The sequence below is a fragment of the Ectopseudomonas khazarica genome, from assembly GCF_004521985.1.
Lineage (GTDB): Bacteria > Pseudomonadota > Gammaproteobacteria > Pseudomonadales > Pseudomonadaceae > Aquipseudomonas > Aquipseudomonas khazarica.
The window spans coordinates 56,479-70,273 of record NZ_SBHZ01000002.1 but is presented as its reverse complement, the minus strand read 5'-3'; the positions used below and the strand labels follow the sequence as shown (position 1 = coordinate 70,273).

Sequence of the window (13,795 nt, the reverse complement as noted above, 5' to 3'; positions counted from 1 at the left end):
GGGGCGTGTCGCCCTCTGCTTTTCGCTCCGCCGTCGCATCTGGCGGTCAGGATACGCCGCGCGGGAGCCTTCTCCCGCGTCGGCGTATCTGGAGCTCACGAATCTGAGAGTGCAGCACAATTATGGCAAAACGAGACTATTACGAGGTTCTGGGGGTCGAGCGCGGCGCCAGTGAGGCCGAGCTGAAGAAGGCCTATCGGCGTCTGGCGATGAAGTACCACCCGGACCGCAACCCGGACGACAAGGAAGCGGAGGAGAAATTCAAGGAGGCCAACGAGGCCTACGAGGTGCTCTCCGACGCCAGCAAGCGTTCGGCCTATGACCAATACGGGCATGCCGGGGTCGATCCGCAGATGGGCGGCGGTGCCGGCGCCGGTTTCGGCGGCGCCAACTTCTCCGACATCTTCGGCGACGTGTTCAGCGATTTCTTCGGCGGTGGCGGTCGCGGCGGTTCGCGCGGCGGTGCCCAGCGTGGCAGCGACCTGCGCTACACCCTGGAGCTGGACCTGGAAGAAGCCGTGCGCGGCACCACCGTGACCATTCGCGTGCCGACCCTGGTGGGTTGCAAGACCTGCGATGGCTCCGGCGCCAAGAAGGGCACCAGCCCGGTGACCTGTACCACCTGCGGTGGTATCGGCCAGGTGCGCATGCAGCAGGGCTTCTTCTCCGTGCAGCAGACCTGCCCGCGTTGCCACGGCAGCGGCAAGATGATCACCGACCCCTGTGGCAGCTGCCATGGCCAGGGGCGCGTGGAAGAGAGCAAGACGCTGTCGGTCAAGGTGCCGCCGGGTGTCGATACCGGTGATCGCATCCGCCTGTCCGGCGAAGGCGAGGCCGGCGCGCATGGCGGCCCGGCCGGTGACCTCTATGTGGTGGTCAACGTCCGTGAACATGCGATCTTCCAGCGCGATGGCAAGCATCTGTACTGCGAAGTGCCGATCAGCTTCGCCGACGCGGCGCTGGGTGGCGAGCTGGAAGTGCCGACCCTCGACGGCCGGGTCAAGCTGAAGATTCCGGAAGGCACCCAGACCGGCAAGCTGTTCCGCCTGCGCGGCAAGGGCGTGGCCCCGGTGCGCGGTGGTGCGGCCGGTGACCTGATGTGCCGTGTCGCGGTGGAGACGCCGGTCAACCTGACCAAGCGTCAGCGCGAGCTGCTCGAGGAGTTCCGCAAGTCGCTGCAGGGCGATGACTCCCACTCGCCCAAGGCCAGTGGCTGGTTCGAAGGCGTCAAGCGCTTCTTCGGCGACGTTTAATTGAGCGGCAAGCCACAGGCGACAGGCTGCAAGAGACTCTTGCGCTTGGCCTGTGGCTTGAAGCGTGCAGCTTGGAGCTGATGTTATGCAACGTATTGCAGTGATGGGCGCCGCCGGGCGCATGGGCAAGACCCTGATCGAAGCCGTGAGCCAGGCCGAGGGCGCGAAGCTCAGCGCGGCCATCGACCGTGCCGACAGCAGCCTGATCGGTGCCGACGCGGGCGAGCTGGTCGGGCTGGGCAAGATCGGTGTGACGCTGGCCGGTGAGCTGGCGGCGGTGGTCGATGATTTCGACGTGCTGATCGACTTCACCCATCCCTCGGTGACGCTGAAGAACCTGGAAGTCTGCCGTCAGGCCGGCAAGGCCATGGTCATCGGCACCACCGGCTTCACCCCGGAGGAGAAGCAGCTGCTGAGCGAGGCGGCCAAGCAGATTCCCATCGTCTTCGCCGCCAACTTCAGCGTCGGCGTCAACCTGTGCCTGAAGCTGCTCGATACCGCCGCGCGCGTGCTGGGTGACGATGTGGACATCGAGATCATCGAAGCCCATCACCGCCACAAGGTCGATGCCCCGTCGGGCACGGCGCTGCGCATGGGCGAGGTGGTCGCGGATGCCCTGGGGCGTGATCTGCAGAAGGTCGCCGTGTATGGCCGTGAAGGGCAGACCGGGGCGCGTGAGCGCGAGACCATCGGCTTCGCCACCGTGCGCGCCGGCGATGTGGTCGGCGATCACACCGTGCTGTTCGCCGCCGAGGGCGAGCGCGTGGAGATCACCCACAAGGCCTCCAGCCGCATGACCTTCGCCAAGGGCGCAGTGCGTTCGGCGCTCTGGCTGCAGTCGCGTTCGCCAGCGCTGTACGACATGCAGGACGTGCTGGGGCTGCGTTGAGAAATGTGTGACGGAAGCGTCCTGGCGGGTGGACCGAAAAAGGGTTTTCCTGTAAGCTTCCTGTTTTAGTGTGTCCACTAAAAGTTACGCAGAATGGCTCAAATAAAAAAGCGGGATGACCTTCACACGTCATCCCGCTTTTTTACAACCTGCGTTTGCTTCAAGCCTTGATCGTGACGGAGGTCTTCTTGACTAAGCCAGCCCCCAAACCTGCCATTTTAGCCCTTGCTGACGGCAGTATTTTTCGCGGCGAATCTATCGGGGCCGATGGCCAGACCATCGGAGAGGTGGTGTTCAACACCGCCATGACCGGCTATCAGGAAATCCTTACCGATCCATCCTACGCCCAGCAGATCGTTACCCTGACCTACCCGCACATCGGCAACACCGGCACCACGCCGGAAGATGCCGAGTCCAACCGTGTATGGGCCGCCGGCCTGATCATTCGCGACCTGCCGCTGATCTCCAGCAACTGGCGCGACAAGCAGCCGCTGGACGAGTACCTGAAAGAGAACGGTACGGTCGCCATCGCCGGTATCGATACCCGTCGCCTGACCCGCATCCTGCGCGAGAAAGGCTCGCAGAATGGTTGCATCCTGGTTGGCGCTGACGCCACCGAAGAGAAGGCGCTGGAGCTGGCACGCAGCTTCCCGGGCCTCAAGGGCATGGACCTGGCCAAGGAAGTCACCTGCGACAAGCCCTACGAGTGGCGCTCCAGCGTGTGGAACCTGGAGAGCGACAGCCATCCGCAGATCGCCGCTGCCGACCTGCCGTATCACGTGGTCGCCTACGACTACGGGGTCAAGCTGAACATCCTGCGCATGCTGGTCGCGCGCGGCTGCCGCCTCACCGTGGTGCCGGCCCAGACCCCGGCCAGCGAAGTGCTGGCGCTCAATCCCGACGGCGTGTTCCTGTCCAACGGCCCTGGCGACCCCGAGCCCTGCGACTACGCGATCAAGGCGATCAAGGACGTGCTGGAAACCGACATTCCGGTATTCGGCATCTGCCTCGGCCACCAGCTGCTGGCGCTGGCCTCCGGCGCCAAGACCCTGAAGATGGGCCACGGCCACCACGGTGCCAACCACCCGGTACAGGACCTCGACAGCGGCGTGGTGATGATCACCAGCCAGAACCACGGTTTCGCCGTGGACGAGAGCAGCCTGCCGGGCAACGTGCGCCCGATCCACAAGTCGCTGTTCGACGGCACCCTGCAGGGCATCGAGCGTACCGACAAGGACGCCTTCAGCTTCCAGGGTCACCCCGAGGCGAGCCCGGGCCCGCACGACGTGGCCCCGCTGTTCGACCGCTTCATCGAAGCCATGGCCAAGCGCCGCTAAGCCCCGCCGACTGACCTAAGGATTCGAGTAACGATCATGCCAAAACGTACAGACATCAAAAGCATCCTGATCCTCGGTGCCGGCCCCATCGTCATCGGCCAGGCCTGCGAGTTCGACTACTCCGGCGCCCAGGCGTGCAAGGCGCTGAAGGAAGAAGGTTTCCGCGTCATTCTGGTGAACTCCAACCCGGCCACCATCATGACCGACCCGGCCATGGCCGACGCCACCTACATCGAGCCGATCAAGTGGGCCACCGTGGCCAAGATCATCGAGAAGGAGCGCCCGGACGCGCTGCTGCCGACCATGGGTGGCCAGACCGCGCTGAACTGCGCGCTGGATCTGGAGCGCCACGGCGTGCTGGAAAAGTTCGGTGTTGAGATGATCGGTGCCAATGCCGACACCATCGACAAGGCCGAAGACCGTTCGCGCTTCGACAAGGCAATGAAGGACATCGGCCTGGCCTGCCCGCGCTCGGGTATCGCCCACAGCATGGAAGAAGCCTACGGCGTGCTGGAGATGGTGGGTTTCCCCTGCATTATCCGCCCGAGCTTCACCATGGGCGGCACCGGTGGCGGCATCGCCTACAACCGTGAGGAATTCGAGGAAATCTGCGCCCGTGGTCTGGACCTGTCGCCGACCAACGAGCTGCTGATCGACGAATCGCTGATCGGCTGGAAGGAATACGAGATGGAGGTGGTCCGCGACAAGAAGGACAACTGCATCATCGTCTGCTCCATCGAGAACTTCGATCCGATGGGCGTGCACACCGGCGACTCGATCACCGTCGCGCCGGCGCAGACCCTGACCGACAAGGAATACCAGATCATGCGCAACGCCTCGCTGGCGGTGCTGCGTGAAATCGGCGTGGAAACCGGTGGCTCCAACGTGCAGTTCGGCATCTGCCCGAACACCGGGCGCATGGTCGTGATCGAGATGAACCCGCGCGTATCGCGTTCCTCGGCGCTGGCCTCCAAGGCCACCGGCTTCCCGATCGCCAAGATCGCCGCCAAGCTGGCCGTCGGCTACACCCTGGACGAGCTGCAGAACGACATCACCGGCGGGCGTACCCCGGCCTCGTTCGAGCCGTCGATCGACTACGTGGTGACCAAGGTTCCGCGCTTCGCCTTCGAGAAATTCCCCAAGGCCGACGCCCGTCTGACCACCCAGATGAAATCCGTGGGCGAGGTCATGGCCATCGGCCGTACCTTCCAGGAGTCGGTGCAGAAAGCCCTGCGCGGCCTGGAAGTCGGCGTCGCCGGTTTCGATCCGAAGCTCGACCTGAACGACCCGGAAGCCGAGAGTACCCTGCGTCGCGAGCTGACCGTGCCCAGCGCCGACCGCATCTGGTACGTGGCCGATGCCTTCCGCGCCGGCAAGAGCGTCGCCGAGGTGTTCGACCTGACCCGTATCGACGAGTGGTTCCTGGTGCAGATCGAGGATCTGATCAAGGACGAAGCCACCGTGCAGACCCTGGGTCTGTCGGCCATCGACTACGACCTGATGTTCAAGCTCAAGCGCAAGGGTTTCTCCGATGCGCGCCTGGCCAAGCTGCTCGGCGTTTCCGAGAAGAGCCTGCGTGCCCATCGCCACAAGCTGAAAGTGCTGCCGGTGTACAAGCGCGTGGATACCTGCGCTGCCGAGTTTGCCACCGACACCGCCTACATGTACTCCACCTACGAGGAAGAGTGCGAGGCCAAGCCGAGCGGCCGCGACAAGATCATGATCCTCGGCGGCGGTCCCAACCGTATCGGCCAGGGCATCGAGTTCGACTACTGCTGCGTGCATGCGGCGCTGGCCATGCGTGAAGACGGTTACGAGACCATCATGGTCAACTGCAACCCGGAAACCGTCTCCACCGACTACGACACTTCCGATCGCCTGTACTTCGAGCCGGTGACCCTGGAAGACGTGCTGGAAATCGTCCGTGTCGAGCAGCCCAAGGGCGTCATCGTCCAGTACGGTGGCCAGACTCCGCTGAAGATCTGCCGCGCCCTGGAAGAAGCCGGCGTACCGATCATCGGCACCAGCCCCGAGGCCATCGACCGTGCCGAAGACCGTGAGCGCTTCCAGCAGATGGTGCAGCGCCTGAACCTGCGTCAGCCGGCCAACGCCACCGCGCGCAGCGAAGACGAGGCCCTGGCCCTGTCGAAGAACATCGGCTACCCGATGGTGGTGCGTCCGTCCTACGTACTGGGCGGCCGGGCGATGGAAATCGTCTACCAGGAAGAAGAGCTCAAGCGCTACATGCGCGAAGCGGTGAAGGTCTCCAACGACAGCCCGGTGCTGCTGGATCGCTTCCTCAACTGCGCCATCGAGGTGGACGTGGATGCGGTCAGCGACGGCGAGACCGTGGTCATCGGCGCGATCATGCAGCACATCGAACAGGCCGGCGTGCACTCCGGTGACTCCGCCTGCTCGCTGCCGCCGTACTCGCTGCCGGCACACATCCAGGACGAGATCCGCGAGCAGGTCAAGAAGATGGCCCTGGAGCTCGGCGTGGTCGGCCTGATGAACGTGCAGATGGCCGTACAGGGCGAAGACATCTACGTCATCGAAGTGAACCCGCGCGCCTCGCGTACCGTGCCGTTCGTCTCCAAGTGCGTCGGCGAGTCGCTGGCCAAGGTGGCGGCGCGCGTCATGGCGGGCAAGAGCCTGGCCGAAGTGGGCTACACCAAGGAAATCATTCCGCCGTTCTTCAGCGTCAAGGAAGCGGTGTTCCCCTTCGCCAAGTTCCCGGGTGTCGACCCGATCCTCGGCCCGGAGATGAAATCCACCGGTGAGGTGATGGGTGTCGGCGACAGCTTCGGCGAAGCCTTCGCCAAGGCCCAGGTCGGTGCCAGCGAAATCCTGCCGAACACCGGCTGTGCCTTCATCAGCGTGCGCGAGGATGACAAGGCCGAGGCCGTGCAGGTCGCTCGCGACCTGGTCAGCCTGGGCTTCGAAGTCGTCGCCACTGCCGGTACCGCCAAGGTGATCGAGGCCGCCGGCCTGCCGGTGCGCCGTGTGAACAAGGTGACCGAAGGTCGTCCGCACGTGGTCGACATGATCAAGAACGACGAGGTCACCCTGATCATCAATACCACCGAGGGGCGTCAGTCCATCGCTGACTCCTACTCGATCCGTCGTAACGCCCTGCAGCACAAGATCTACTGCACCACCACCATCGCGGCGGGTCAGGCGGTCTGTGAGGCGCTCAAGTTCGGTCCGGAGAAGACCGTGCGTCGGCTGCAGGATCTGCATGCAGGAATCAAGGCATGAACAAGTACCCCATGACCGTCCAGGGCGCTCGCGCCCTGGAAGAAGAACTGGCGCACCTGACCAAGGTGCGTCGTCCGGCCCTGAGCCAGGCGATCGCCGAGGCGCGTGAGCTGGGTGACCTCAAGGAGAACGCCGAATACCATGCCGCCCGTGAGGAGCAGGGCATGGTCGAGGCGCGCGTGCGTGATATCGAAGGTCGTTTGCAGAATGCGGTGATCATCGATGTCACCACCATCGAGCACACCGGCAAGGTGATCTTCGGTTCCACCGTGGAAATCGCCAACGTCGAGACCGACGAGAGCGTGACCTATCGGATCGTCGGTGAAGACGAAGCCGACATCAAGCAGGGCAAGATCTCCGTTGCATCTCCCATCGCGCGCGCCCTGGTGGGCAAGAGCGAAGGGGATGTCGTCGGCGTGCAGACCCCCAGTGGCCTGGTCGAGTACGAGATTGTCGAAGTCCGCCACGTATAAGCCGCGCCAGCCGTCACGGGCCTCCGCTGTCAGCTGGCAGCTGGCCCAGACCCTCTGGGTCGGCGGCATCTGGGTGTTGCAGTTCATCGTCCTGCCGGCCATCGAACAGGCCGGCCTGGCGCCTTTGCTGGTGCAGGAGATTGCGGCGCGCCTGATGCCGCTGCTGGTGGGCCTGGCGGCCGTGGGCGTTGCCCTGCAGGCACTGGCGCTGCTGCGTGTCGAAGGGCTGGCCAGCTTGCTGCGGGATGTGCGCGGGCAGCTGCTGCTGACCGTCGCGGCGATGGCGCTGAGTCATTTCGCCGCGCTGCACTACTGGCCTGGGGCCGAGTACTGGCTACGCTTCAGCTATCTGGTCATGGCATTCTGCGGGTTGCTGCTGGTGCTGCAACCCGTGCCGGGGAAGACGCGCGGCGCCTGATGGCGCCGCCTGCCTGTGTCAGCCCTGGTAGCGAATCACGTTGGACAGGTTGCGATTCGGTTTGGGGTTCTTGCGATAGAGCAGGGCGACCTTGCCGATCGACTGGACCAGTTCGGCGCGGCCGCTTTCGCACAGGGCCACGATGGCGGCCTGGCGGTCCTCGCGTTCGGCGAGGCGCAGCTGTACCTTGATCAGCTCGTGATCGTTCAGGGCACGGTCCAGCTCTGCCAGCACGCCCTCGGTCAAACCATTGTCGGCCACGATCAATACAGGTTTCAGGTGGTGGCCGATAGATTTGAATTGTTTCTTCTGCTCTTGAGTGAGCGGCATAATCGTTAGTACCTAATTCGGTCTGGAAAACGGCGCCTATCTTACCCGAGCCCGCGCAGTTATTCATGACCCGTTGAGTCCGAGGTTTCAGTGGCACGTTCCAAGACCAGCCAGCGTTGGCTGAAAGAACATTTCGACGATCCTTACGTGAAGATGGCGCAGAAGGACGGCTATCGTTCCCGCGCCAGCTACAAGCTGCTGGAAATCCAGGAGAAGGATCGCATCCTGCGTCCCGGCATGACCGTGGTCGACCTCGGCGCCGCGCCGGGTGGCTGGTCGCAGGTCACCAGCCGGGTGATCGGTGACAAGGGGCGTCTGATCGCCTCCGACATCCTGGAGATGGACAGCATTCCGGATGTGACCTTCATCCAGGGCGACTTCACCGATGATGCCGTGTTCGAGCAGATTCTCGCCGCCATCGGTGAAAACCCGGTTGACCTTGTTATTTCCGATATGGCCCCCAATATGAGTGGGGTGAGGACGGCGGATCAGGCGCGCGCGATGTATCTGTGCGAGCTGGCGCTGGACCTGGCCGGACGCGTGCTGCGTCCGGGCGGGGACTTTCTGATCAAGATTTTCCAAGGTGAGGGGTTCGATACCTATCACCGGCAGGTGCGCGACACCTTCGACAAGGTGCAGATGCGCAAGCCGTTGTCGTCGCGCGATCGATCTCGTGAGCAGTACCTGCTGGCGCGGGGCTTTCGCGGGTTGTGAGTTGCAACGGCGGCCCGACCTGCTGGTCTCAGGTAGTACAACCCTCATAAAGGGTTACAGACGGTGCCTGCGGGATGTGGGCGTTTGGTGTAAGTTAGGCCGGTATATCATTGGTCGTCATGGGAAGCGCGCTTCGCCACGAGGCCTGCTTCAGAGGGTAGCTAATTGAACGACATGGCAAAGAATCTCATCCTGTGGCTGATCATCGCGGCGGTGCTGGTCACCGTGATGAACAATTTCTCCAGCCCGAGCGAGCCGCAGACCCTGAGCTACTCGCAGTTCATCGAGCAGGTCAAGGAAGGGCGCGTCGAGCGCGTGACCGTCGACGGCTACGTGATCACCGGCAAGCGCACCGACGGCGAAGGCTTCAAGACCATTCGTCCGGCGATCCAGGACGGCGGCCTTATTGGTGACCTGATCGACAACAACGTGGTCATCGAGGGCAAGCAGCCTGAGCAGCAGAGCATCTGGACCCAGCTGCTGGTAGCGAGCTTCCCGATCCTGGTGATCATCGCCGTGTTCATGTTCTTCATGCGCCAGATGCAGGGCGGTGCGGGCGGCAAGGGCGGGCCGATGAGCTTCGGCAAGTCCAAGGCGCGGCTGCTCTCCGAAGACCAGGTCAAGACCACCTTCGCCGATGTCGCCGGTTGCGACGAGGCCAAGGAAGAAGTCAGCGAGCTGGTGGAGTTCCTGCGTGACCCGGGCAAGTTCCAGCGTCTCGGTGGGCGCATCCCGCGTGGCGTGCTGATGGTCGGTTCCCCGGGTACTGGTAAGACGCTGCTGGCCAAGGCCGTGGCGGGCGAGGCCAAGGTGCCGTTCTTCACCATCTCCGGTTCCGATTTCGTGGAAATGTTCGTCGGTGTCGGCGCTTCCCGTGTCCGCGACATGTTCGACCAGGCCAAGAAACACGCGCCGTGCATCATCTTCATCGACGAGATCGACGCCGTGGGTCGCCACCGTGGCGCCGGCATGGGCGGCGGTCATGACGAGCGCGAGCAGACGCTCAACCAGCTGCTGGTGGAGATGGATGGTTTCGAGATGAACGATGGCATCATCGTCATCGCGGCCACCAACCGCCCCGACGTGCTCGACCCGGCGCTGCTGCGTCCCGGCCGCTTCGACCGTCAGGTGGTGGTGGGCCTGCCCGACATCCGTGGTCGCGAACAGATTCTGAAAGTGCACATGCGCAAGGTGCCGATGGGCGACGACGTCAATGCGGCGGTCATCGCGCGGGGTACCCCGGGCTTCTCCGGTGCCGACCTGGCCAACCTGGTCAACGAGGCGTCCCTGTTCGCTGCCCGTGCAGGCAAGCGTCTGGTGGAAATGAAGGAGTTCGAGCTGGCCAAGGACAAGATCATGATGGGCGCCGAGCGCAAGACCATGGTCATGTCCGACAAGGAGAAGCTCAACACGGCCTACCACGAGGCGGGTCACGCCATCGTCGGTCGTCTGGTGCCCGAGCATGATCCGGTCTACAAGGTGTCCATCATTCCGCGCGGTCGTGCCCTGGGCGTGACCATGTTCCTGCCGGAAGAGGATCGTTACAGCCTGAGCAAGCGCGCCCTGATCAGCCAGATCTGCTCGCTGTTCGGCGGCCGTATCGCCGAGGAAATGACCCTGGGTTTCGATGGCGTCACCACCGGTGCCTCCAATGACATCATGCGCGCCACTCAGCTGGCCAAGAACATGGTCACCAAGTGGGGCCTGTCCGAGAAGCTGGGTCCGCTGATGTACGCCGAGGAAGAAGGCGAAGTGTTCCTGGGGCGCAGCATGGGCAGCCAGCACAGCAACGTGTCTGGTGAAACCGCCAAGCTGATCGACGAGGAAGTGCGTCGCATCATCGACGAGTGCTACGACACGGCCAAGCGCCTGCTGGTGGAAAACCGCGACAAGCTCGACGCCATGGCCGAAGCACTGATGAAGTACGAAACCATCGACTCCGAGCAGATCGACGACATCATGAATGGCCGCGAACCTCGCGAGCCGCGTGGTTGGGATGGTGGTGGCGACTCCGGTGCGCCGCAGGCCAAGGTCGATGAGCCCAGTCGTCCCGAGAAGCCAATCGGCGGTCCTGCTGCCGAGCACTAAGGTCGCCTATGTCCTTTGCGCAACACCCGAGCCGGCTGCCCTGTGGCAGCCGGCTTCTTGATTTGTCCCGTCCGCACGTGATGGGCATCCTCAATGTCACGCCTGACTCATTCTCCGACGGTGGCCGCTATACCGCGCGCGACGCCGCCTTGCGCCACGCCGAGGCGATGGTCGCTGCCGGTGCGACCCTGATCGATGTGGGCGGTGAATCCACCCGTCCTGGCGCCCGGGTCGTGTCGCCGACCGAGGAGCTGGAGCGAGTCGCGCCGGTGGTCGAGGCCATTGCGCGTGAGCTGGACGTCATCATTTCGGTCGACACCTCGACGCCCGCGGTGATGCGCGAGAGTGCGAGGCTGGGGGCGGGGTTGATCAATGACGTGCGCTCGCTGCAGCGCGATGGCGCGCTGGACGCCGCCGCCGACAGCGGCCTGCCGGTGTGCCTGATGCACATGCGCGGCGAGCCGGGCAACATGCAGGACAACCCGCAGTACCCGGACATCGTCGCCGAAGTGCGGGGCTTTCTCGTCGAGCGCATGGCGGCATGCGCGGCCGCCGGTATCCCCGCTGAGCGGATCGTGCTCGATCCGGGCTTCGGTTTTGCCAAGACGCTGGAGCATAATCTGGCCTTGTTCAGGCACATGGGCGAGCTCTCCGAGCTGGGCCGGCCGCTGCTGGTGGGCGTCTCGCGCAAGAGCATGATCGGCAAGGTGCTTGGCCACGAGGTTGGCGGGCGGCTCTACGGCAGCCTGGCGCTGGCTGCCCTGGCGCTGACCAAGGGCGCACATATTCTGCGTGTGCACGATGTCGCCGAAACGGTGGACGTGGTGCGCATGGTCGCTGCGGTTGAAGCAGCGCAATAACAAGGAAAGACTGATGGCTAGAAAATACTTCGGCACCGATGGCATCCGTGGCCATGTCGGGCAGTTTCCGATCACCCCTGACTTCATGCTCAAGCTCGGCTGGGCTGCGGGCATGGCATTTCGCAAGCAGGGCAAGTGCCGCATCCTGATCGGCAAGGACACGCGTATCTCCGGCTACATGTTCGAGTCCGCCCTCGAGGCAGGTCTGGCGGCTGCCGGTGCCGACGTGCAGCTGCTCGGTCCGATGCCGACGCCAGCCATCGCTTACCTCACGCGGACCTTCCAGGCTGATGCCGGTATCGTCATCAGCGCCTCGCACAATCCGCATGACGACAATGGCATCAAGTTCTTCTCCAGCGAAGGCACCAAGCTGCCGGACGATGTCGAGATGATGATCGAGGAGTTGCTCGATCAGCCTATGACCGTGGTCGAGTCTGCCGGCATCGGCAAGGCTTCGCGGATCAACGACGCCTCGGGTCGCTACATCGAGTTCTGCAAGGGCAGCGTGCCCAGCGGCACCAGCTTCAAGGGCCTGAAGATTGTCATCGATTGCGCCCATGGCGCTGCCTACAAGGTGGCGCCCAGCGTGTTCCGCGAGCTGGGTGCCGAAGTGCGGGTCATCTCGGCGCAGCCCGATGGCCTCAACATCAACGATGGCTGTGGTTCCACTCATATCGCGGCGTTGCAGGCCGAGGTCGTGGCGCAGCAGGCCGATCTCGGCATCGCCTTCGACGGTGATGCCGACCGCGTGCTGATGGTCGATCAATATGGTGCGGTCGTCGACGGCGACGAACTGCTGTTCATCATCGCGCGTGACATGCAGGAGCGCGGGCGTCTGCGCGGTGGCGTGGTCGGTACGCTGATGAGCAACCTGGGCCTCGAACTGGCGCTCGAGCAACTGAACATTCCTTTCGTGCGCGCCAAGGTGGGGGATCGCTACGTGATCGCCGAGCTGCTGGAGCGCAACTGGCTGCTGGGTGGCGAGAACTCGGGGCACCTGGTCTGCTTCCAGCACACCACCACGGGTGACGCCATCATCGCCGCCCTGCAGGTCCTCATGGCCCTGAAGCGACGCCAGCAGACCCTGGTCGAGGCGCGCAGCGACCTGAAGAAGTGCCCGCAGGTGCTGGTCAACGTGCGCCTTTCGGGGGCTGTCGATCCGCTGGAGCACCCGTCGGTGAAGGATGCGTGTGCCCGTGTGACCGAGCAGATGGCCGGTCGCGGTCGCGTGTTGCTGCGCAAGTCCGGTACCGAGCCGCTGGTGCGGGTGATGGTCGAGGGTGACGAGGAAAGCAGCGTCCGTGGCTATGCTGATGAATTAGCTAAGATTGTTGCCGAAGTCTGTGCTTGATTGAGCTTGCTACCTAGGGTGCTCTTGGGTAACATCTGCGCCCTCTTTGATCGACGAGGTAAAACATGCGTCGCCCCTTGGTCGCCGGTAACTGGAAAATGCACGGTACCCGCGCCAGCGTCGCAGAGCTGATCGAAGGGCTGTGCCGACAGGAGTTGCCTGTCGGGATCGATGTCGCGGTGTTTCCCTCCAGTCTGCATATCGCCCAGGTCGTTCACGGTCTGGCGGATGGTGCAGTGAAGGTTGGAGCGCAGGATTGTGCGGCGCAGGTGGAGCAGGGTGCCCTGACCGGTGAGTTGGCGACGAGCCAGCTGGTCGATGGCGGTTGCGAGCTTGTGCTGGTGGGCCATTCCGAGCGTCGTCTGATTCTGGGCGAGAGCGATGAGGTGGTGGTCGGCAAGTTTGCGGCCGTGCAGAAAGCGGGCTTGATTCCCGTGCTCTGCCTCGGTGAGACCCGTGAGCAGCGTGAAGCGAATGCAACGCTGGGTGTGGTGGGAGGCCAGTTGGCCGCAGTGATCGATGCCCTGGGTGTCGAGTCCCTGAAGTGGGCCGTGGTGGCTTATGAGCCTGTATGGGCCATCGGCACCGGCTTGACCGCTACGCCTGAGCAGGCTCAGGAAGTGCACGCAGCGATCCGCGCGCAGGTTGCGCAGCTGGATGCTGAGGTGGCGAGCGGGCTGAGAATTCTTTATGGCGGCAGTGTCAAGGCCGCCAGTGCAGCCGAGTTGTTCGGCATGCAGGATATCGATGGGGGGCTCGTGGGTGGAGCCTCTCTGAATGCGGATGAATTCGGTGCGATCTGTCGCGCTGCAGGAAACTGAAGA

12 protein-coding genes are annotated in these 13,795 nt (G+C 63.7%); 11 read left to right on the top strand and 1 reads right to left on the bottom strand.

The genetic code is table 11. From position 1 onward, the window contains the following. The first annotated feature begins 122 nt into the window (after positions 1–122). The 6 genes from dnaJ to EPK82_RS02115 all read left to right on the top strand — a co-directional run bounded on the left by dnaJ (position 123) and on the right by EPK82_RS02115 (position 7,628). On the top strand, positions 123–1,253 hold the full coding sequence (dnaJ, locus tag EPK82_RS02145) for a molecular chaperone DnaJ (RefSeq protein WP_134675651.1): 1,131 nt from the start codon (positions 123–125) through the stop codon (positions 1,251–1,253). Positions 1,254–1,338: 85 nt separating this feature from the next. Beyond that, complete coding sequence (gene dapB, locus EPK82_RS02140) at positions 1,339–2,142, top strand: 4-hydroxy-tetrahydrodipicolinate reductase (protein ID WP_134675650.1); 804 nt, start codon at positions 1,339–1,341, stop codon at positions 2,140–2,142. A gap of 188 nt (positions 2,143–2,330) precedes the next feature. After that, a complete protein-coding gene (gene carA / locus EPK82_RS02130; protein WP_134675648.1) occupies positions 2,331–3,479 on the top strand; it encodes a glutamine-hydrolyzing carbamoyl-phosphate synthase small subunit in 1,149 nt (382 codons plus the stop codon). Positions 3,480–3,515: 36 nt separating this feature from the next. Next, positions 3,516–6,737 carry a carbamoyl-phosphate synthase large subunit gene (gene carB / locus EPK82_RS02125; protein ID WP_037050844.1) on the top strand — a complete coding sequence of 1,074 codons (3,222 nt, stop codon included), beginning with the start codon at positions 3,516–3,518 and terminating at the stop codon, positions 6,735–6,737. Beyond that, a complete protein-coding gene (greA, locus tag EPK82_RS02120; protein WP_037050841.1) occupies positions 6,734–7,210 on the top strand; it encodes a transcription elongation factor GreA in 477 nt (158 codons plus the stop codon). The genes carB and greA overlap by 4 nt, the downstream gene beginning before the upstream one ends. After that, positions 7,188–7,628 carry a DUF4149 domain-containing protein gene (locus tag EPK82_RS02115; protein ID WP_134675647.1) on the top strand — a complete coding sequence of 147 codons (441 nt, stop codon included), beginning with the start codon at positions 7,188–7,190 and terminating at the stop codon, positions 7,626–7,628. Before greA ends, EPK82_RS02115 begins: the two co-directional genes overlap by 23 nt. Before the next feature lie 18 nt (positions 7,629–7,646). On the opposite strand, the gene yhbY is transcribed toward EPK82_RS02115, so the two are convergent. Beyond that, complete coding sequence (yhbY, locus tag EPK82_RS02110; RefSeq protein WP_037050836.1) at positions 7,647–7,958, bottom strand: ribosome assembly RNA-binding protein YhbY; 312 nt, start codon at positions 7,956–7,958, stop codon at positions 7,647–7,649. A 90-nt stretch (positions 7,959–8,048) separates the two neighbouring features. On the opposite strand from yhbY, the gene rlmE reads away from it, so the two are divergent. From rlmE to tpiA, 5 genes are all read left to right on the top strand, one after another. Next, positions 8,049–8,672, top strand: coding sequence for a 23S rRNA (uridine(2552)-2'-O)-methyltransferase RlmE (gene rlmE / locus EPK82_RS02105; protein ID WP_037050834.1), 624 nt, complete (start codon positions 8,049–8,051; stop codon positions 8,670–8,672). Between the two features lie 174 nt (positions 8,673–8,846). Beyond that, positions 8,847–10,760, top strand: a complete 1,914-nt coding sequence (ftsH, locus tag EPK82_RS02100) for an ATP-dependent zinc metalloprotease FtsH (RefSeq protein WP_037050830.1) — start codon at positions 8,847–8,849, stop codon at positions 10,758–10,760. An 8-nt stretch (positions 10,761–10,768) separates the two neighbouring features. Continuing rightward, positions 10,769–11,620: a dihydropteroate synthase gene (gene folP, locus EPK82_RS02095; protein WP_134675646.1), complete on the top strand. Its 852-nt coding sequence runs from the start codon at positions 10,769–10,771 to the stop codon at positions 11,618–11,620. A 13-nt stretch (positions 11,621–11,633) separates the two neighbouring features. Continuing rightward, positions 11,634–12,971, top strand: a complete 1,338-nt coding sequence (gene glmM / locus EPK82_RS02090; RefSeq protein WP_037050825.1) for a phosphoglucosamine mutase — start codon at positions 11,634–11,636, stop codon at positions 12,969–12,971. Positions 12,972–13,036: 65 nt separating this feature from the next. Then, positions 13,037–13,792, top strand: coding sequence for a triose-phosphate isomerase (tpiA, locus tag EPK82_RS02085; RefSeq protein ID WP_134675645.1), 756 nt, complete (start codon positions 13,037–13,039; stop codon positions 13,790–13,792). Positions 13,793–13,795: the final 3 nt, after the last annotated feature.

What these genes read in the sequence shown, in the direction of transcription:
- dnaJ (WP_134675651.1), top strand. Translation starts at nt 123, where the DNA reads ATGGCAAAACGAGACTATTACGAGGTTCTGGGGGTCGAGCGCGGCGCC.
- dapB (WP_134675650.1), top strand. Translation starts at nt 1,339, where the DNA reads ATGCAACGTATTGCAGTGATGGGCGCCGCCGGGCGCATGGGCAAGACC.
- carB (WP_037050844.1), top strand. Translation starts at nt 3,516, where the DNA reads ATGCCAAAACGTACAGACATCAAAAGCATCCTGATCCTCGGTGCCGGC.
- greA (WP_037050841.1), top strand. Translation starts at nt 6,734, where the DNA reads ATGAACAAGTACCCCATGACCGTCCAGGGCGCTCGCGCCCTGGAAGAA.
- yhbY (WP_037050836.1), bottom strand. Translation starts at nt 7,958, where the DNA reads ATGCCGCTCACTCAAGAGCAGAAGAAACAATTCAAATCTATCGGCCAC.
- ftsH (WP_037050830.1), top strand. Translation starts at nt 8,847, where the DNA reads ATGGCAAAGAATCTCATCCTGTGGCTGATCATCGCGGCGGTGCTGGTC.
- folP (WP_134675646.1), top strand. Translation starts at nt 10,769, where the DNA reads ATGTCCTTTGCGCAACACCCGAGCCGGCTGCCCTGTGGCAGCCGGCTT.
- glmM (WP_037050825.1), top strand. Translation starts at nt 11,634, where the DNA reads ATGGCTAGAAAATACTTCGGCACCGATGGCATCCGTGGCCATGTCGGG.
- tpiA (WP_134675645.1), top strand. Translation starts at nt 13,037, where the DNA reads ATGCGTCGCCCCTTGGTCGCCGGTAACTGGAAAATGCACGGTACCCGC.